This is a genomic window from Nostoc piscinale CENA21 (assembly GCF_001298445.1).
Classification (GTDB): domain Bacteria; phylum Cyanobacteriota; class Cyanobacteriia; order Cyanobacteriales; family Nostocaceae; genus Nostoc_B; species Nostoc_B piscinale_A.
Genome location: NZ_CP012036.1, coordinates 1,342,402 through 1,360,669, shown reverse-complemented (window position 1 = coordinate 1,360,669; position 18,268 = coordinate 1,342,402). Strand labels below are relative to the sequence as shown.

Below are 18,268 nucleotides of genomic sequence, written 5' to 3'. Positions count from 1 at the left end.
ACGAATGCTAATAGGTACTTTACCTCATACCTCCTGCCTCCTGCCTCCTTCAACGTTGTCTTTAACCAACAACAAAGTTCACCAACTTACCAGGTACGACAATCACCTTTTTAATCTCCTTCCCTTCTAAGTGACGCTGCACAACTTCTGATTCACGGGCGTATTTTTCCAACTCTGCTTTATCTGCTTGTGACGGAACTTGAATATCAGCCCGCTTTTTGCCGTTAATTTGAATTACCAAAGTAATTTCATCGGCTATTAAAGCAGCAGCATCAAACGTTGGCCAAGTTTGGGTGTGAATTGAATTTTGATTACCCAATAAATGCCACAATTCATCAGCAATATGTGGTGCAAAAGGAGCTAGTAAAGCTACTAAAGCTTTAATCCCTTCGGCATAAATTGGCGAATTTTTACAGTCGCTATCAGTTAACGAGTTACTCAACTTCATCAATTCCGAAATAGCAGTATTGAATTGATATTGATCTTCTAAATCTTCGGTAATTGATTTAATTGCCGTGTGAATTGCCCGACGTAAATCTTTTTCTGGTTTACTTAAATCAGCGAGTTGCGCTTGCTTGCGTGATACCCCAGCCGCCGCATAATCTGTTACCAACCGCCACACCCGATTTAAAAAGCGGAATTGTCCTTCCACATCGGCTTCATCCCATTCCAAATCTTTTTCTGGTGGCGCTTTGAATAAGATGAACATCCGCGCTGTGTCTATACCATATTTAGCAATTACATCTTCTGGTGCGACACCATTACCCTTAGATTTGGACATGGTAGCGTACAGGCGTTGTAATGGTTCTCCGGTTTGGGGGTCGCGGGGGTCGGCGGGGTTAACCAAATGGGAGGGAACCCATTTATCTTTGCCGCCCTTGTTGGGATTCATGTAAGTTAAACCTTGTACCATGCCTTGAGTTAACAACCGGGCAAAAGGTTCATCAAAATTCAACAAGCCGCGATCGCGCAATACTTTAGTAAAGAACCGAGAATATAACAAGTGCAGAATCGCGTGTTCAATACCGCCTACATACTGATCTACAGGCATCCAGTTGTTAGTTTTGGCTGAGTCAAACACCTGTTGTTCATTCTTTGCATCGGTAAACCGCAAGAAATACCACGAAGAATCAATGAAAGTATCCATCGTGTCGGTTTCCCGTTTTGCTGGTGTACCGCAAGTTGGGCAAGGGACATTTACCCAACTTTCTAACTGCGCCAACGGTGAACCACCGCGTCCAGTAAATTCCACTTCTTCAGGTAACTGTACTGGTAAATCTTTGTCTGGGACTGGTACAATTCCGCAATTGGGACAGTGAATTACTGGGATGGGTGCGCCCCAATAACGTTGCCTAGAAATCAACCAATCTCGCAAGCGATATTGAATGCGTTCTTTACCAAAACCCTGTTCTTCGGCATATTTGACAATCGCAGCTTTCGCATCTACAGAATTCATCCCTGTAAACTGCTCGGAATTAATCAAAATCCCTGGCTCAGTGTATGCTTCGTTATATTCAATTTGTATGAGTTGAGTTACTTCCTCCGTTTCAGATGCGGGAGTTAAATCAAACCCGTCCACATCTGCTGGTGCTGCAATCACAAACTCAATCGGCAAATCATAAGCCTGGGCAAACTTAAAGTCGCGCACATCATGGGCTGGTACACCCATAACTGCCCCAGTACCGTACTCATACAAGACATAATCAGCAATTAAAATCGGTACTTCTTCCCCGGTGAAAGGGTTAATTGCTTTACCACCCGTAGGAACACCCCGCTTTGGTTTGTCTTCCGCCGTTCGTTCCAATTCACTTTGATTGGAAACTTCAGTAATAAAAGCTTCAACTGCGGCTTGTTGGTCTTTGGTGGTGACGCGCTTGGTTAAGGGATGTTCTGGGGCTAAAACCACATAGCTGACACCAAAAACAGTATCAGGGCGAGTGGTGTACACACCGATTTTTTCCTCCATCCCCACAATCGGAAATTCTAAATAAGCACCGACAGATTTACCAATCCAGTTTGCCTGCATTAACTTTACACGTTCCGGCCAACCTGTCAATTTATCCAAATCGTTGAGTAATTCTTCGGCGTAGTCGGTAATTTTGAAAAACCATTGCCGCAATAATTTACGCTCGACCTTTGCACCACTGCGCCAAGAACGGCCTTCGCTATCAACTTGTTCGTTAGCTAATACAGTTTGGTCAATCGGGTCCCAGTTCACCGCCGCTTCTTTTTGGTAAGCTAACCCTGCTTGTAAAAACTGCAAGAAAATCCATTGTGTCCACTTGTAATAATCTGGTGAACAGGTAGCTACTTCTCTGTCCCAATCGATAGATAAACCCAAACGCTGTAACTGTTGGCGCATTTGAGCAATATTTTGATAAGTCCACTTGGCGGGAGGAACTCCACGGTCGATGGCCGCGTTTTCTGCGGGTAAGCCAAAGGCATCCCAACCCATTGGGTGCAAGACTCGATAACCTTGCATTCGCTTGAGACGAGCAATCACATCTGTAATTGTGTAATTACGGACGTGACCCATGTGTAAGCTACCCGATGGATAGGGAAACATGGATAGAGCGTAGAATTTTGGCTGATTGTTTTCTGTAGGGGTATTATCTAAACCCAGTTCCGCCCAGGTTTTTTGCCATTTTTCCTCAATGGCGGCGGGAGAATATTTATTTAACGCAATATCATTACCTATAGCCTTTAAATTCTCAGTCATGCTCGCTCTAATGCTCAAAAGTGTAATTTTCAGTGTTTGAGAGGAAATTTTGAGCAGAATTTTAGACTAAGAGTCTATGCCCAAAAATTTCTCATTCTTTATTATCCCTTTCTCTTCCTTTTATGTAGCTCAGAGCTAGGGAAGAAATCAGTGAAGCGATCGCAGCATAATTTATTTTTGCAGATGTTTGCTAAACCTCAACAAGCGATCGCCATTCAACAATTAAAAAAAAAGGCGTTGCTGAATCACAATATGAATTATGCGATCGCTATATCCTCGCGGGGGCTTTGCTCCCGCATTGGAATACAACGATGCTGGAGATAATAAACTAACAATCTAATAGAGAGTTCCAGCATTTCTACTGACTTAGAATAACAAAAAGTCTTTCTATGTAATCGGGCTAAATAATGTCTTAATCTGCTATTTTCACCTTCTACTCGTGTCATATAAGTTTTACACACAAGATGGTCTTCTTGATTAATAAAACATGGATAAACCGGATAGCCATCCGTTACATAAAAATATGAGTTCCACGCTTTAATCCTCTGCCACAACTGTTGAAAAGTTTCTGAACTTCTATCTCCTAAAACCCATCCTAAAATCCCCGAAGTCTTGTGGTTGACTACACTCCATACCCAAATTTTGTTTTTTTTTGACCCGACAAAAGTTTCTAATTCATCAATTTCAGTTATTTCAGGTATTTCAGCTGTTTCGGGATGTTCTGGTAACTGACCACCCATTTGTTTCACCCAATAAATTACTGTTGTATGATGTACTTTTTTTACTCTTTCTATGGCACGGAAACCAGAACCATTAACATACATTTCTAAGCATTCTCGTTTAATTTCGTCACCATAACCCTTTTGATTGTGATATTCAATAAATTGACGACCACAATCTGCACAAATGTAGTTTTGTTTACCTCTTTGTCTACCGTTCTTACGGATATGAGAGGAATTACAACGCGGACATTCCATGAAGATTCACCCTAATTCATATTCTCATTATGCAACGCCCAAAATTCGGTTACTTACAGGTTGAACGTCGAGTTCATGGTGTAGCTTACTACAGTATTTCTCAACCAGATTTAGCCAAATTATTAATTCCAATTTTACCAAAACATCGGCAGCAAAAGATTGTTGAAAAGATAAATTCATCATTTTCATTAAAACTAAAATCCAAACAACTGCTAGAAATTGCTAAAACAGGAGTAGAAAGGGCGATTGAGACTGATGAAGCCGCAGCAACCACTTGGATAAACCAGCAACTTGAAGCATTAGGCATCAACCTAACTGCTACCACTTAAATTATCTGGGAGTAATCATGAAAGCACTTAAAGTCATGGCAACGATTAACGATCAGGGACAACTAACTTTAGATCATCCGCTTTTAACTGATAAAAATAGCAGAGTAGAAGTGATTGTGCTAATTCCTGAAGAAGAAGTTCTAGATGAGCAATCTCAAGCAGAAGTATTAGCAGATTTCCGGCAAGCTTGGCACGAAGCCATGACTGGGCAAACTATCCCAGTGGCTCAACTTTGGGAAGGTCTTGAAGATGATTGATCAGCCTTTTATTCAAGTTGAAGCTTCGCCAACTTTTAAACGAAATCTACGCGCTCTTGCTAAGAAATATCGCAGTATTCGGAATGACATACAACCTGTTATCGAACAACTTGAGCAGGGAGAGTTACCAGGAGATCAAGTACCTGGAGTTGGTTATACAGTCTTCAAGTTGAGAGTCCGAAATAGTGATACCCAAAAAGGTAAAAGTGGTGGCTATCGTTTCATTTACCATGTCAAAACAGCAACAGGAATCATTTTACTGACTATTTACACAAAATCTGAACAAGTCGATATTGCCGCAGATGACATTCAGAGGATCATTACAGACTATGAGCAACGAACACTTACCGAACAAGATGATATCTAAGACAATGGCTAGAAATTGCTAAAACAGGATTATAACGGGTAATTGAGACTGATGCTGCGACAGCAACGACTTGGAGAAACCCGCAATTAAAAGCCTTGGAGGTAGAATTTTTATGACGATTACCGCAATAGAACTACCAATGGAGCAGATTCAAGAGTTTTGTCAAAAGTGGCAGGTAACAGAATTTGCTTTATTTGGTTCTGTATTGCGTGATGACTTCCGCACAGACAGCGATATTGATATTCTGATTACTTTTTCCCCAACTGCGAAACGGGGGTTAACTGAAACTCTGCAAATGCGTGATGAACTGCAAGCTATTTTTAACCGACCTGTAGATTTGATTGTAAAAGCTGCGATCGAGCGTAGTGAAAACTGGCTAAGACGTAAGAATATTTTGGAGTCTGCACAAGTTATTTATGCCGCGTGACCAAGAATCTCTGATTGATATTGCAAACGCTATCAAACGTATTTTGCGCTACACAAAAGGAATCAGTAAACCAGAATTAGAAGTCAATGATGAAAAATTATCTGCAATCCTCTACCAAATTAAAATTATTGGCGAAGCCACTAAACGCCTTTCTCAATCGTTCCGTCAGCAACATCAAAAAATTCCCTGGCGACAAATGGCAGGAATGCGAGATGTGATAGTCCATGAATACGATCAGCTTGATTTTGATGTGATATGGGACGTGGTTGAAAACAAATTGCCAGAACTTTTGAACTTGATTGATTCTTTGCTTTAAAGGTGTTCTGTCGGCAAAGTCCAAAAAACTGCTACAAATTTATAAAACATTAATAAAACGGGCAATTGAGAGTGATGAAGTAACGGCAACGACTTGGAGAAACCAGCAACTAAAAGCCTTGGAGGTCAACCGATCATGATTGCTCAACCTGATACTAAAAGATACACCATTGATGAGTATTTAGAACTGGAAATTGCTTCAGAAACACGCAACGAATATTGTGATGGAGAAATTATTCCTATGACTGGTGGGACACCCAACCACAACGATATTGCTGGAAATTTATATATTTTGCTGAAATCTGCTCTAAAAAACAAAAACTACCGGACTTTCTATGTCGATCAGCGACTCTGGGTTCCCGATGCAAATCTCTATACTTACCCTGATGTCATGGTTCTGCCTAAACCTTTAGAACTTCAAACGGGACGTAAAGATACTGTGGTGAATCCCTGCTTTATCGCCGAAGTTTTGTCTAAATCCACCCAAAACTATGACCGTGGTGAGAAATTTGTTGCCTATCGGACAATTTCTAATTTTCAAGAATATTTGCTAATTGATCAATACCGTATACACGTTGAGCATCATCTCAAAACAGCCGCGCATCAGTGGCTATTTTCAGAATACGATGACCCTAATGTTACCCTTTCTTTGAGTACTTTGGAGTTGCAAATTTCAATTGCCGAACTTTACGAAAATATTGATTTTTCAAATGTTTGAGTTGAATGGCTAAAACAGGAGGAGACTGCGGCAGCGATCGCGATTTTATAACCATCATATAAGTGATACAATATGATGCCCCTAGAACTGTATTCTTACAGTTGTCTAGTTAAGAAACATTACTTCTCCCACTTAGGAGCAATTATGACAAAGAAACATCTGTCGGCGTTGGCATATCGCACACTGGTTATCTTTGTCACTATGCTAATGTCATCAGAGTTAATGATTACGGCGGCTAGGGCGAATCTTCTCTACATAGCCCAAAAACCGCAAAATACTAGTCCTGAAAGGCAAAGAGCCGCAGCACAAGCCAAACAACTGCTCGAAGAAGCACAGCAATTATATGAACAAGGTACAGCTACAGAGCGGCAGGCAGCGATCGCAAAATATGAAGAAGCATTAAAAATTTGGCGGCAAATTGGCGATCGCAGTTATGAGGCTACCACATTATTAGCGATCGGCACACTTTACTACACACAAAATGACAACCAAAGGGCTTTGGGATATTTTCAGCAAGGGTTAACCATTCGCCGCCAACTTAAAGACCGTTTTGGTGAAGCGGTGATGTTGAATTCTGTAGCTAATGCTTACGCTAACTTGGGTCAACCTCAAAAAGCCTTAGAATTTTATAGCCAAGCATTGCGATTATTTCGCGCTGAAAATAAACCTGATTATATTGTTAATACGTTAATTGGCATTGGGGGCGTTTATTTCAATGCAGGCGACACAAAACAAGCACTACAAGCTTATAATCAAGCCCTGGTAATTCAACGTCAGCAAAAAAATTTAGATGGGCAAGCTGATATTTTACAAACTATCGGGATTACCTATACTAATTTGGGCGAAACACAAAAAGCCTTGGAAGCTTTTCAACAGTCATTAGAAATTCAACGCACAAAAAATGACTTGGGTGGACAAGCTGATGCACTCAACTATATCGGTGTAGTTTATTTATCCATTGGTGATGAGCAGAAATCTAGGGAAGCTCTCAATCAATCATTAAAACTACAACAACAAATGGCAGCTAATCTTTCTGGTGTAGCTTTGGCATTTAGCCTCACAAAGCAAGCCATAACTCTAAGTGGACTTGCTGGTAGCTATTCTTTTAGTGAACCACAAAAATCTTTAGAATACTATAACCAAGCGCGATCGCTGTTACAAAAAGCAGGTAATCCCCATTCGGAAGCGGAACTATTAGGTCAGGTGGCTTTAGTCTACGATCGATTGGGTGAAAAGCAAAAAGCACTTGATGTTTTAAATGAAGCAATTGCCTTGCAACGTCTAACTAAAAATCGGGCGCGGGAAGCTTTCACTCTGGATACAATTGGTGGAATATATGCTTCATTAGGTGATTATCAAAAAGCGATTAATACTTACAACCAAGCCCTAACTATTGAACGTGAAGTGCAAGATGTTGGTGGGGAAGGCAATACACTAAAAAATATTGGTTTAGTGTATAGTTTACTTGGTGATCATAAAACAAGTATTGACACTTATAATCAAGCCCTAGAAAAATTTAAAAGCACAGGCGATCGCGATAAACTAGCTTTAACTTTAGATAACATTGGCAGCGCCTATCGGGCTTTAGAAAATTATCCCAAAGCCATAGAATATTACAACCAAGCACAGCAGGTAAGGCGTGAACAAGGAAACGTGATTGGCCAAGTTAGCGCCATTAGTGGTATTGTCCGAGTTTACGAATCATTAAAAGATTATCCCAAAGCTTTGGAAGCGACCAACCAAATTTTGGCATTGGCACAGCAAACAAAAAATAGCTTTGCCCAAACCAGTGCGGATGGTTTTTTTGGCAGAGTTTATTTAGCGGCTGGTGACTATCAAAAAGCTTTAGAATTTTCCCAAAAAGCTGCGGCTGGCTGGCAAAAATTAGGGCTAAAAACTGCCCAAGCCAATGTTATTGGTAATTTGGGTAGAACTTATAATGCTTTAAAACAACCACAACAAGCGATCGCCACTTACAATCAAGAATTAAAATTGCGGCAGATGATAGGCGATCGTACCGGGGAAGCAGAAACGCTATACTATATAGCTCAGACAGAACGCGATCAAGGCAATCTCACCGCCGCCCGCACCCACATCGAAAACACCATTAAAATTGTTGAAGATATCCGCACCAACGTTACCAGTCAAGATTTGCGGACATCTTACTTTGCATCTGTGCAGAAATATTATCAGTTTTACATCGACTTGCTCATGCAACTACATAAACAGCAACCATCCCAAGGTTATAATGCTTTAGCATTGCAAGTCAGCGAACGTGCCAGAGCGCGGAGTCTTTTAGACTTACTCACAGAAGCCAACGCAGATATCCGTCAAGGCGTAAACCCCAAGCTACTGCAAACAGAACGCGACTTACAACAACAACTCAATGCCAGAGAAAAATTACGCATCCAACTTTTAAGCGGTCAATACACAGAAACTCAAATTCAAAATTTAGACAAAAAAACCGCAGAACTGCTGCAACAGTATGAGCAAGTCCAAGCAGAAATTAGAAATAGCAGTCCACGTTACGCTGCCTTGACCCAACCACAACCCTTATCATTAAAGCAAATTCAGCAGCAAGTATTAGATGATAATACCTTGCTTTTAGAATATTCCTTGGGAGAAGAACGCAGTTATCTTTGGGCTGTGAGTAAAAACAGCATCACCAGCTACGAACTACCCAAACGCGCTGATCTTGCCTCAGCCGTGCAGAAATTCCGCGATGCTTTAACCGCCCCATCCCAAAGAACGAGTATCGCCAGAAGCAGCAAAGCCGCAATGGAATTGTCTCAAATAATTCTCGCCCCAGTCGCCCAGCAACTCGGAAAAAAAACGCTTAGTCGTGGTTAGTGATGGCGCTTTACAGTATATCCCCATCACAGCATTAGCAGTACCAAACAGTCAAACTTATCAACCACTAATCACAACCAACGAAATTATCTCCCTCCCCTCAGCCTCAACCATCGCTTTACTGCGCCAGGAAGTCAAAGGGCGTAAAAAAGCCCCAAAAACCTTGGCTGTACTGGCAGATCCCGTATTTTCTGCTAAAGATGAGCGTATAGGTCAAAAATCAACTGGTCAATCTATGACTCAAAACTTAACAACCTTTGACCAGCAACAATTAGCACGTTCAGCCAGAGAAGTAGACATTGACTTTGAACGGTTGCGCTTTACCCGCCAAGAAGCCGAGACAATTCTCTCCCTGGTATCTAATAAAGAACAACGTAAGCCAGCCTTAGACTTTACTGCTAGTCGGAATTTAGCCACCAGCCCAGAGTTAAGCCAATATCAAATCATCCATTTTGCCACTCACGGCATCCTCAACAGCCAAAATCCTGAATTATCTGGGGTTGTGCTGTCGCTGTTTGATAGCAACGGAAAGCCCCAAAATGGCTTTTTGCGCCTCCATGATATTTTTAACTTGAATTTGCCAGCAGAGTTAGTCGTTCTCAGTGCTTGCCAAACAGGGTTAGGTGAAGAAGTCAAGGGAGAAGGATTAGTCGGGTTAACTAGAGGATTTATGTATGCAGGTAGTCCGCGTGTTGTCGTCAGTTTGTGGAGTGTGGATGACGAAGCTACATCAGAATTGATGAAGCTATTTTATGGCAATATGTTACGCAAAAATTTAAAACCTGCGGCAGCGTTAAGGGCAGCACAAATAGAAATGTCTCGTAATCAAAATTATGCTGCACCTTATTATTGGGCTGCGTTTACATTACAAGGCGAATGGAGATAATGAGGAAAGAATTTAGCAGTAATAATTTTAAATTTGGCTGATGGTAGAGTGAAGCGAGCGCCAAAGAAACATACCAGGAATTACGCACCAAGATTGTCTATGAAGATTGGGTGTAAGGGTGTAAGGGTGTGTGGCGGAAGGGTTTTAGATACATACACCCCTATACCCCTGTACCCCTACACCCTCGCCAAAACCCTTGATTTTTCGTTTTTATGCGTAAGTCCTACATACCATAAATTAATATGTGAAAACCCCTAGATATTCATCTTAGGGGCTTACGTCAAATAAAATTGTCAAAATGTCAGAAGTCACAACTGCTCAGAGTTGGATAACTAATCTTAATTAGACTATTCAAATTTCTATCTAGCAGATTTTTGATTGACTAACGATTCTAAATCCTAATATCACAGTGATTCAGGTTTATCGGTAGTGGCTACTCTGGGTTGGTCTAAATAGCCATAAACCATACGAGAAACTTGATTAATAAAATCTCTCGCTTTCAAATCATTAAAAGGTCTTCTGACAAAAATTCCAGCTAAGTATCGCTTACCAGAGGGCATTTGAATAATCCCCGCATCACCCAGTACAATGCCTAAAGTGCCAGTTTTATGAGCAATCACCGCACCTTTCCCTAGACCAGCCGGTAATAATTTGGTGTTATGAACACGCTGCATAATACCTAAGACACGACCACGACTAGAATCACTCAACAAGCGATTATTCGCAACCAACGCTGACAGCCTAACTAAATCTTTGGCGCTGGTTGTATTTGTACCCTTGAAGTCGCCAAGTAAATTTCGTACAACGGTGTTTTGCAGTCCCCAACTACGAAAACGCGGATTTAACTTAGCCTTACCACCTAAGCGGTCAATAATCATGTTGGTAGCAGTGTTATCGCTGATGGTAATCATCTTAGTTGCAGTTTCTAATAGACTAAAACGAGTTCCAGCACGTTTATATTGGAATTCTCCTGAACCGCCAGTGATTAAGTCACGCCGCATTACTAAGGTTTCATTCAGTTTGATTCTACCTGCATCAATTTCTTGAAATAAGGCAACTAAAATTGGAAACTTAATTGTGCTGGCAGCAGGAAAAACTTTCTCACCATTGAAATCGAGATAGTTACCTGTATCTAAATCTAAAAAGAACAATCCTGGGTCAAGGGAACGATATCGAGATGCTAATGCTTGTACCCGCGATCGCAATTGTGGTATTTCCTTACCTAAAGGTACAACTCCCGCAAACAAAGAAACATCACTAACAGCAACAGGAATTTGTTCCTCATTAGAAACAGAAACATTATCATCAGTAGGATTTTGAATCCGCTGCACTGAAGGAAATTTTACTATCCAATGAGTTGAAGAATCACCTTGAACCAATAACTTCGCCGGGTCTACAGTATACCCTGGTGCTAATTCCACTACTAGTCTTGTGGTGTTATCGTCAACCTTACCAACACGGATTTCGCGGACTGTCGCACCATAGTTTTTCCGAATTGTATTTGTATTCAGTTTTGTACCCGGAAGATCAATAACTAACCGCGTGGGATTTTGAATTAAAAATGCTCTGGGTTTCACACCAGAGACAGTAGTAATGTTAAGTTGATTTTGGGCGGTGTCAAAACTCCAAGATTCTAAGCGAGAGGCTTTTGCTGGAGAAGAAAGCAGGACAATACTGACAACGCTAAGCAGAAATAAGCGTAATCTCATGCGTGTGATTTATTGAGAGCGACAGTTGAATTTACTTGCACTAATTTTCGAGACCGTACCGGTTGATCCGGAATAAACTCGAATCATAATTCGTAGCAAATCATTACGTCAAGACACGCAAACCACAGAATAGTTCCTTCACCATAAATTTAATCATGAATATCAGCGAGATAATGAACTAATAAATAGAGATTATTGCCGATATTTGGGATAATTTGCAGCATTCTGGGAACGAGATCAAAAATTCTCTTGATAAAGGTTATTTTTGTCAAAAGTCCACAATCAATAGTTAAAAATCCAGCTTTTTTAGACTATGGACAATTGACAATAAATTTCTGATTTGGGATTTTTTGGCGTAGATTAAACAAAAATCGATGAAATGCTAATTTTGCCTAAACATACAACAGATTTTAACCAATTGAAATACAGCCTTTCAGGTCAAAACTAAGTATATAGCCTGTTTCTATTTTGTATTCTGACTCCTGACTCCTACATTCTGCTGTAATTGACTCAATGGTGTTGGTAAACCATCAATGCTGATGCTGTTTTTTTGTTGTTGATATTCTCTCACTCCCTGTTCCCCTTTTTGAATCGCCCAATTGACTAGCGTTTGGCGTTGACCTTGGTATTCATAAAGAGGAACGCCAAGCCCACAGGAACTTTGCACAATCTCAATATCAGCAACAATAATTTGTCTAGTCCCTGGTATCTGAGGAAACACCGAAGATAACGAGTCCCATTCAGAAGAACTCGGTAAAACTACGTAACCTTTACCATAAAGTCGCAAAATGCGTGGTGGTTCCACAAAGGCGCAAAACATAAACGTAATGCGACCGTTTTCTTGCAGATGGGCTGAGGTTTCGTTACCACTACCTGTCAGGTCGAGGTATGCTACTCGGTGAGGTGACAAGATTCGCAAGCAATCAAGACCTTTGGGAGATAAATTAACGTGACCCGTAGGACTCAGGGGTGCAGTCCCTACAAAAAACAGGTTTTGGGCTGCAATAAACTCTTGCAGTTCTTCGGTTATCGAGTCAAATAGTTTAGCCATAGATGCTCAAGAATCATAAAGTACGTCAACAAATTTGATTTATAAACTACCTGTAGAAGTAGGTCATGAGGAGTAAGGAATAGATTTTATAGGTAATCTCACAACTTGTTGCAAGTTCTTGTTAGTTATTGATCCCAGTTAAAACTAGCTGTCGCCAAAGTCAAGCAATCAATTGCCAAAATCCCTGAGTCTACTGTTGTCTACAGTATCCTTGGGCAAGTCCTTGATTTATCAGGGTTTGAAATAATCCAGATGGGAGGCAGTATCAATAATTATGTCATCGAAAGAAAATTTAACTTGACAGAACTTTTGATTTTTTTGGTTACTTATTGATAAGATATATCATTTAGTGCTGTAAACTATTAATCTAACTGTAACGTTGTCCATTTAGTTCTTTAGAGATATTGCATGTTCATCAATCAACTGTTTCAAGCAGGCGGCGTAGTGATGTGGCCGCTGCTAGCGTTTAGTGTGGTGGCGATCGCATTAATTATCGAGCGAGTACGCTTTTGGTATCGGATTAACACTCGGCAAAATCGTGTAGTCCGCGAAGTTTTGCATCTTTACCGCCTGGATAATGTGGTGAGTGCGTTAGATAAGTTGCAAAAGAATGCAGACTTACCTGTAGCCCGCATTTTTTTAGCTGCACTGCAACTAGAAGAACCCACACCCGAAGAATTTCGTCTGGCCTTAGAAAGTGAAGCCCAAGCCGAAATTCCGGTTCTCAAACGGTTTCAAAATATGTTTGATACAATTATTGGTTTAGCGCCACTTTTAGGTTTATTGGGTACTGTATTAGGGTTGATTGTGTCTTTTGCATCATTAAACTTGGGTGATGTGGGAGGTACTAAAACCGCCGGAGTGACCGCAGGTATTAGTGAGGCGCTGGTTTCCACAGCTTCGGGATTAATTGTAGCTATTTTTACGCTATTATTTGCTAACACCTTTCGAGGGTTATATCAACGCCAAATTGCGGCTATGCAAGAATATGGTGGACAATTAGAACTGCTCTATCGTCACCGCTATGAACGGGGAGACAGAACCTATGCGTCTACAAGATGAGCCAGATTTACCACCGCAAATCAACATCGTACCGATGATTGATGTGATATTTGCGATTTTGACATTTTTTTATTATGTCAACTCTATTTTTAACTCGCTCAGAAGGTTTGCCAGTCAACTTACCTAAAGCTGCAACAGCTAGACAGCAGCAAGTTCCCGCCAAAATAACCGTGACAGTTGATAAAGATGGAGTAGTGAGTGTCAACCGTCAACCTACAAGTGTTGATGCTTTAGCTGGACAATTGCGGACTTTGGTTGGCAATAACCAAGAAGCATTAGTGATTGTGAATGCTGATGAAACAGTCACACATGGTAAGGTAGTGGCGGTGATGGATCAAGTCAGACAAGTCCAAGGGGCAAAATTAGCGATCGCAACTCAGAAACCTTAGCTAAAATTTTGGTCATTGGTCATTTGTTCTTTGTCACTACAAATGGCTAATGACATCCTAAATTTTCCTGCTGCTAAAGTTGCTACCAACACGATGCGATGAATAACGAATGTCGTTTGGTGGTAGAGCAAGTTAATATATAATCGATAAAATTCATCTCATGACTCTCGTGGTTTTCCAGCACTGAGGAAAACTTATGAGCATTTACCAAAATTGACTATATAATTAATTCCCCACTCCCCACAATCACAGGGGTCTACCATCAATACGAGAGAGTCAATTTTAATCAAGGGAAATATCGGGGTTAACTTAGTAAAAATTTTTATGCAGTCGCACCTGTCAGATAATGATCTGCTGCTTAAATCCCGATTGCCCAAATCCTCTAAATCCCAAAGGCAAGCAGTCATGCCAAACTTGTAGCACTCCCTTAGTGCCACTGTTAAGAAATCGCTTCCGAGTGATTCGGGTGCTTTCCGATGAAGGAGGGTTTGGCAGAACTTATTTATCAGAAGATACTGATAAACTCAATGAACTTTGTGTAATTAAGCAATTAGCGCCAAAATTTCAAGGAACTTGGTCGCAAAAAAAGGCAATGGAGTTATTTGCAGAAGAAGCAAAGCGACTGCAAGAACTTGGCGAACATCCCCAAATTCCCACACTAATTGCTTACTTTGAGCAAGATAAATGCCTTTATTTAGTCCAACAGTTTATTAATGGGCAGAACTTGTTAAAAGAGTTACAACAACGCCGAGTTTATAAAGCAAATGAAATTCAAGCTATTTTACTTGATTTATTGCCTGTACTTAAATTCATTCATGATCGCGGTGTAATTCACCGAGACATTAAACCAGAAAATTTAATTCGCTGTCGTTATGATGGGCGACTCAGTTTGATTGATTTTGGTTCTTCTAAACAATTAACCGAAAAAGTCAAAAATAAAAGTGGCACATCTATTGGTTCGCATGGTTATTCCCCACTGGAACAAATTCGAGATGGTAAAGCTTATCCAGCCAGTGATTTGTTTAGTTTGGGGGCTACTTGTTTTCATTTGCTAACAGGAACATCCCCGTTTCAATTGTGGATGGAACATGGCTATGGCTGGGCAAATAATTGGCGACAATATTTGCGGAGTCCTTTGTCGCCAGAATTAGATAACGTCATGAATAAGTTGTTGCAAAAAGACTTAAGTCAACGCTATCAGTCAGCCGATGAAGTTATAAAAGATTTAATTCCCACCTTACCACGCGCTTTACCAGCCGCCGGTCAGTCATCGGGCAAATTTACCGTAACTCAACCAAAATCAACTTTTTCATTTCAATATGCTGTTGTAAAAATTTCAGTTTTGGCGGCTGCATTTATCTTATTATTTGGATTTAGTGATACTTGGTATCAACAATATCGTCAAATTCAAGTGATTTTGTTATCAAAACTCAAGCCAGCAAATTACAGTCATTCTCAAAATGAAGTTGTTTTTGGTCAGTCACCGAATATTCCAGTTAAAAATATTGCCTTAGCTAATACCCTCCAAGGTACAGCAAAATTTGTTGTCTCTGTTGCCATTAGTCCTGATGGGCAAACAATTGCTAGCAGTGGCGAAGGGGAGAGGATAATTAATATGTGGAATATTGCCACAGGAAAAGAAATTTTAACCCTGAATGGACATTCGCAAAAAGTCAATGCTGTGGCTATTAGTCCTAATGGCAAAACTTTAGTGAGTGGAAGTGATGATAAAACTATTAAAGTTTGGAATTTGACAACAGGTAAAATCGTTTACACATTAGAGGGACATACAGATTCAATTCAAGCCTTAGCTATTAGTCCCAATGGCAAAACTTTGGTTAGTGGTAGCGATGATAACACCCTCAAAGTTTGGAATTTAGGCACAGGAAAACTGATTCGCACCCTGAAAGGACATAAATTTTGGGTGCGTTCTGTTGCTATTAGTCCTGATGGGCGTAATTTAGCCAGTGGGAGTTTTGATAAAACCATTAAACTTTGGCATCTTTATCAAGATGACCCAGCCCGCACCCTCAAAGGTAATACAAATACAATCACATCAGTAGCCTTTAGTCCTGATAGTACCACCTTAGCCAGTACCAGCCGCGATCGCACCATTAAACTTTGGGATGTCGCATCCGGCGAAGTACTTCGCACCTTTACAGGTCATGCTAACACCGTGACTTGTGTTGCTTTTAGCCCAGATGGAATGATCTTAGCTAGTGCCAGCCGCGATCGTACCATCAAACTTTGGAATTTAGCCACAGGGGAAGTGATGAATACCTTGACAGGCCATGCAGATACCGTGACATCTGTTGGTTTTACGGCTGATGGTAGGACAATTGTCAGTGGCAGCGAGGATAATACCATCAAAATTTGGCGAATAGCAAAGTAATCAAAGGCAGGAGGCAGGAGGTAATTTATACTTGAAACCTCAGCCTTTGAACATGAACAGACCTCTTATGATATTGCTGCACTGTGAATTTACGTCTTAATAACTGCACAGTCATAATCACTTCCATTGTTTCTGGTATTTTAATTATGGAATAAGAAATGCTGGGAAATAATGGAGCGATCGCACTTTCCAAAGACAATGACAACACCTCTAAAACTCTTCTTTGCGCTTTTGCGCGAGTAAAATGTGACTGTTGATTGTACGCAAGTAAGTCGGCGGGAAAAAACAAAACTATATTAAGAAAGGTTAATTAAGCTAAAACCCTCTTCCCTCCTGCTTTCTGTTTACGGTTGATGAGCTTGTCCTCAGCCTAGCCGAACCCCTACCTCCTGCCTTTTTCTAAGTACAATTATTTACGCCCTTATACTTACAAGGGAACTTTTTGTGGATTATTCGGTCTACAAGGCTAAAGTGTCTTGTTGGTGTTGATAAGTCAAGTTTAAATATCATTCAAAAGATATATTGACTCAAAGCCAATCAATTTGCACTATTTTATCAAATAGAATTCAGGAGTCAGGAGACAGAATATCAGAAGCTAGAATGTGGAACAATTGAGTCAAACTCTCTCAATCAATAGATGAATCAGGCTGAATTGTTTTTAAAGTCTGACTGCTGAACGACAGTTGCGCGACTTTCAGTAAACTCGCCTACTGTACAGTCTTTTACTGAGTGGTGAATTCTTACCAAAAATACTTTTGACTACTTCCATACTTGGAGTTAATTTTTGACTAGAGCAGTTCTATTTCAGAGATGTTAATTATTTATGCTGCAAATAGCTGTATCGGTCATTTGATGTATTGATTACTTGCAGATACTCTTGAATTACTCTCTCAATCTGGTAGTGATTAATGAAGAGAGTAATTGATTATTGACAGTCATACTACTTGAGTATTTATATTACTTCACAATTGCTTTATAAAGTTAGCGATTTTTAAAACAAAGGATGAAGATATCAAGCTTGCGTAACAGTAATTTCTACAAGGGTGATATAAATTATTTTTAGTATAAACAGTTAAAAATCAGTGATTATACTATAAAAATGCCAACAAAACTAAGTTCATCAGAAAGTTTAAGTGTAGTAGCCTCTAGAGAGCAAATCTGTTCAGACTTGCAAGGAGAGGTGGTAATCCTTGATATTAAATCTGGTGCTTACTATGGATTGAATCAAGTAGGAGCCAGTATATGGAACTTCATCCAATCACCAAAGACTGTCCAAGAAATTGAAGATGCCATCCTAGCGGAATATCAAGTAGATGCAGAGGTATGCAAACGTGATATATCCGCTTTACTAGAAGATTTAGCAGCTAAAGGATTGATAGAAATAAACAATGAAGCGTCTGCTTAAATTATTGCAACTAAGCAACAGCGATCGCCAATTTTTATTGAAGACGTTCGTTTTGCTGGGGTTAGTTCGGCTAGGAATGTGGTTACTATCGTTTAATACTTTAAGAAAACTGATCAACAAAATCAGTAAACCAAATTCCCAGTTAGAACCAATTTCTCTGCACAAAATTGTTTGGGCAGTAAATGTTAGCACACGCTACACACCAGGGGGAGCCAAGTGCCTAGCGCGGGCTTTAACTTGCCAAGTATTAATGACTCGTTATGGTTACACACCAGAATTGCGAATTGGAGTTGTTAAAAGTGAAGCTGGCAAATTAGAAGCTCATGCTTGGATTGAAACTCAAGGGTATGTTGTCATTGGCTACCTACCTGATCTCTCGCGCTTTACTCCATTACCGTCTTTGGCAAGGATATAA

At 40.3% G+C, this 18,268-nt stretch carries 17 protein-coding genes and 1 pseudogene; 13 read left to right on the top strand and 5 right to left on the bottom strand.

Annotation, left to right across the window (positions count from 1 at the left end; translation table 11 throughout):
- Nucleotides 1-61: 61 nt before the first annotated feature.
- Together leuS and ACX27_RS06050 are read right to left on the bottom strand one after the other, a co-directional pair.
- Nucleotides 62-2,719, bottom strand: coding sequence for a leucine--tRNA ligase (gene leuS, locus ACX27_RS06055; protein ID WP_062289717.1), 2,658 nt, complete (start codon nucleotides 2,717-2,719; stop codon nucleotides 62-64).
- A 257-nt stretch (nucleotides 2,720-2,976) separates the two neighbouring features.
- Entirely contained in the window at nucleotides 2,977-3,696 is a 720-nt protein-coding gene (locus tag ACX27_RS06050) for an IS1 family transposase (RefSeq protein ID WP_062289714.1), read from the bottom strand.
- Nucleotides 3,697-3,725: 29 nt separating this feature from the next.
- Here ACX27_RS06050 and ACX27_RS06045 point away from each other — a divergent pair, with 29 nt between their 5' ends.
- From ACX27_RS06045 to ACX27_RS33420, 8 genes are all read left to right on the top strand, one after another.
- On the top strand, nucleotides 3,726-4,025 hold the full coding sequence (locus ACX27_RS06045) for a restriction endonuclease subunit S domain-containing protein (protein ID WP_062289711.1): 300 nt from the start codon (nucleotides 3,726-3,728) through the stop codon (nucleotides 4,023-4,025).
- A gap of 17 nt (nucleotides 4,026-4,042) precedes the next feature.
- A complete protein-coding gene (locus ACX27_RS06040; protein ID WP_062289708.1) occupies nucleotides 4,043-4,282 on the top strand; it encodes a type II toxin-antitoxin system RelN family antitoxin in 240 nt (79 codons plus the stop codon).
- Nucleotides 4,275-4,649: a type II toxin-antitoxin system RelE family toxin gene (locus ACX27_RS06035; protein ID WP_062289705.1), complete on the top strand. Its 375-nt coding sequence runs from the start codon at nucleotides 4,275-4,277 to the stop codon at nucleotides 4,647-4,649. The genes ACX27_RS06040 and ACX27_RS06035 overlap by 8 nt, the downstream gene beginning before the upstream one ends.
- Before the next feature lie 112 nt (nucleotides 4,650-4,761).
- The gene (locus ACX27_RS06030; RefSeq protein WP_200929915.1) at nucleotides 4,762-5,076 is read left to right on the top strand and encodes a nucleotidyltransferase family protein; all 315 of its coding nucleotides are present in this window, start codon (nucleotides 4,762-4,764) and stop codon (nucleotides 5,074-5,076) included.
- Nucleotides 5,066-5,392: a HepT-like ribonuclease domain-containing protein gene (locus ACX27_RS06025; RefSeq protein ID WP_062289701.1), complete on the top strand. Its 327-nt coding sequence runs from the start codon at nucleotides 5,066-5,068 to the stop codon at nucleotides 5,390-5,392. The genes ACX27_RS06030 and ACX27_RS06025 overlap by 11 nt, the downstream gene beginning before the upstream one ends.
- A 135-nt stretch (nucleotides 5,393-5,527) precedes the next feature.
- Nucleotides 5,528-6,109 (top strand): Uma2 family endonuclease, encoded by a 582-nt coding sequence (locus ACX27_RS06020; RefSeq protein WP_062289698.1) that lies wholly within the window; start codon nucleotides 5,528-5,530, stop codon nucleotides 6,107-6,109.
- A gap of 144 nt (nucleotides 6,110-6,253) precedes the next feature.
- Nucleotides 6,254-8,959, top strand: coding sequence for a tetratricopeptide repeat protein (locus ACX27_RS06015; protein WP_235526523.1), 2,706 nt, complete (start codon nucleotides 6,254-6,256; stop codon nucleotides 8,957-8,959).
- Nucleotides 8,952-9,845: a CHAT domain-containing protein gene (locus ACX27_RS33420; protein WP_235526522.1), complete on the top strand. Its 894-nt coding sequence runs from the start codon at nucleotides 8,952-8,954 to the stop codon at nucleotides 9,843-9,845. Before ACX27_RS06015 ends, ACX27_RS33420 begins: the two co-directional genes overlap by 8 nt.
- A 404-nt stretch (nucleotides 9,846-10,249) precedes the next feature.
- Here the strand turns inward: ACX27_RS33420 and ACX27_RS06010 are convergent, their stop codons facing one another.
- Both ACX27_RS06010 and ACX27_RS06005 read right to left on the bottom strand, forming a co-directional pair.
- A complete protein-coding gene (locus tag ACX27_RS06010; RefSeq protein WP_062289697.1) occupies nucleotides 10,250-11,554 on the bottom strand; it encodes a serine hydrolase in 1,305 nt (434 codons plus the stop codon).
- A 463-nt stretch (nucleotides 11,555-12,017) separates the two neighbouring features.
- Nucleotides 12,018-12,605 carry a pyridoxamine 5'-phosphate oxidase family protein gene (locus tag ACX27_RS06005; RefSeq protein WP_062289694.1) on the bottom strand — a complete coding sequence of 196 codons (588 nt, stop codon included), beginning with the start codon at nucleotides 12,603-12,605 and terminating at the stop codon, nucleotides 12,018-12,020.
- Between the two features lie 408 nt (nucleotides 12,606-13,013).
- Here ACX27_RS06005 and ACX27_RS06000 point away from each other — a divergent pair, with 408 nt between their 5' ends.
- The 3 genes and pseudogenes from ACX27_RS06000 (at nucleotide 13,014) to ACX27_RS05990 (ending at nucleotide 16,448) form a co-directional block, all read left to right on the top strand.
- Complete coding sequence (locus ACX27_RS06000; protein ID WP_062289691.1) at nucleotides 13,014-13,667, top strand: MotA/TolQ/ExbB proton channel family protein; 654 nt, start codon at nucleotides 13,014-13,016, stop codon at nucleotides 13,665-13,667.
- Nucleotides 13,651-14,056, top strand: a pseudogene (locus tag ACX27_RS05995) (ExbD/TolR family protein). The gene ACX27_RS06000 and the pseudogene ACX27_RS05995 overlap by 17 nt, the downstream one beginning before the upstream one ends.
- Before the next feature lie 346 nt (nucleotides 14,057-14,402).
- Nucleotides 14,403-16,448, top strand: a complete 2,046-nt coding sequence (locus tag ACX27_RS05990; protein WP_200929914.1) for a serine/threonine-protein kinase — start codon at nucleotides 14,403-14,405, stop codon at nucleotides 16,446-16,448.
- Between the two features lie 25 nt (nucleotides 16,449-16,473).
- Here ACX27_RS05990 and ACX27_RS32260 read toward each other — a convergent pair whose 3' ends face one another.
- On the bottom strand, nucleotides 16,474-16,647 hold the full coding sequence (locus ACX27_RS32260; protein ID WP_158507348.1) for a hypothetical protein: 174 nt from the start codon (nucleotides 16,645-16,647) through the stop codon (nucleotides 16,474-16,476).
- A gap of 900 nt (nucleotides 16,648-17,547) precedes the next feature.
- On the opposite strand from ACX27_RS32260, the gene ACX27_RS05985 reads away from it, so the two are divergent.
- Both ACX27_RS05985 and ACX27_RS05980 read left to right on the top strand, forming a co-directional pair.
- Complete coding sequence (locus ACX27_RS05985) at nucleotides 17,548-17,853, top strand: lasso peptide biosynthesis PqqD family chaperone (protein WP_200929913.1); 306 nt, start codon at nucleotides 17,548-17,550, stop codon at nucleotides 17,851-17,853.
- On the top strand, nucleotides 17,837-18,268 hold the full coding sequence (locus ACX27_RS05980; RefSeq protein WP_062289682.1) for a lasso peptide biosynthesis B2 protein: 432 nt from the start codon (nucleotides 17,837-17,839) through the stop codon (nucleotides 18,266-18,268). The genes ACX27_RS05985 and ACX27_RS05980 overlap by 17 nt, the downstream gene beginning before the upstream one ends.

Coding starts and splice junctions, on each gene's coding strand:
- leuS (WP_062289717.1), bottom strand. CDS start 2,719: ATGACTGAGAATTTAAAGGCTATAGGTAATGATATTGCGTTAAATAAA.
- ACX27_RS06050 (WP_062289714.1), bottom strand. CDS start 3,696: ATGGAATGTCCGCGTTGTAATTCCTCTCATATCCGTAAGAACGGTAGA.
- ACX27_RS06045 (WP_062289711.1), top strand. CDS start 3,726: ATGCAACGCCCAAAATTCGGTTACTTACAGGTTGAACGTCGAGTTCAT.
- ACX27_RS06040 (WP_062289708.1), top strand. CDS start 4,043: ATGAAAGCACTTAAAGTCATGGCAACGATTAACGATCAGGGACAACTA.
- ACX27_RS06035 (WP_062289705.1), top strand. CDS start 4,275: ATGATTGATCAGCCTTTTATTCAAGTTGAAGCTTCGCCAACTTTTAAA.
- ACX27_RS06030 (WP_200929915.1), top strand. CDS start 4,762: ATGACGATTACCGCAATAGAACTACCAATGGAGCAGATTCAAGAGTTT.
- ACX27_RS06025 (WP_062289701.1), top strand. CDS start 5,066: ATGCCGCGTGACCAAGAATCTCTGATTGATATTGCAAACGCTATCAAA.
- ACX27_RS06020 (WP_062289698.1), top strand. CDS start 5,528: ATGATTGCTCAACCTGATACTAAAAGATACACCATTGATGAGTATTTA.
- ACX27_RS06015 (WP_235526523.1), top strand. CDS start 6,254: ATGACAAAGAAACATCTGTCGGCGTTGGCATATCGCACACTGGTTATC.
- ACX27_RS06010 (WP_062289697.1), bottom strand. CDS start 11,554: ATGAGATTACGCTTATTTCTGCTTAGCGTTGTCAGTATTGTCCTGCTT.
- ACX27_RS06005 (WP_062289694.1), bottom strand. CDS start 12,605: ATGGCTAAACTATTTGACTCGATAACCGAAGAACTGCAAGAGTTTATT.
- ACX27_RS06000 (WP_062289691.1), top strand. CDS start 13,014: ATGTTCATCAATCAACTGTTTCAAGCAGGCGGCGTAGTGATGTGGCCG.
- ACX27_RS05990 (WP_200929914.1), top strand. CDS start 14,403: ATGATCTGCTGCTTAAATCCCGATTGCCCAAATCCTCTAAATCCCAAA.
- ACX27_RS05985 (WP_200929913.1), top strand. CDS start 17,548: ATGCCAACAAAACTAAGTTCATCAGAAAGTTTAAGTGTAGTAGCCTCT.
- ACX27_RS05980 (WP_062289682.1), top strand. CDS start 17,837: ATGAAGCGTCTGCTTAAATTATTGCAACTAAGCAACAGCGATCGCCAA.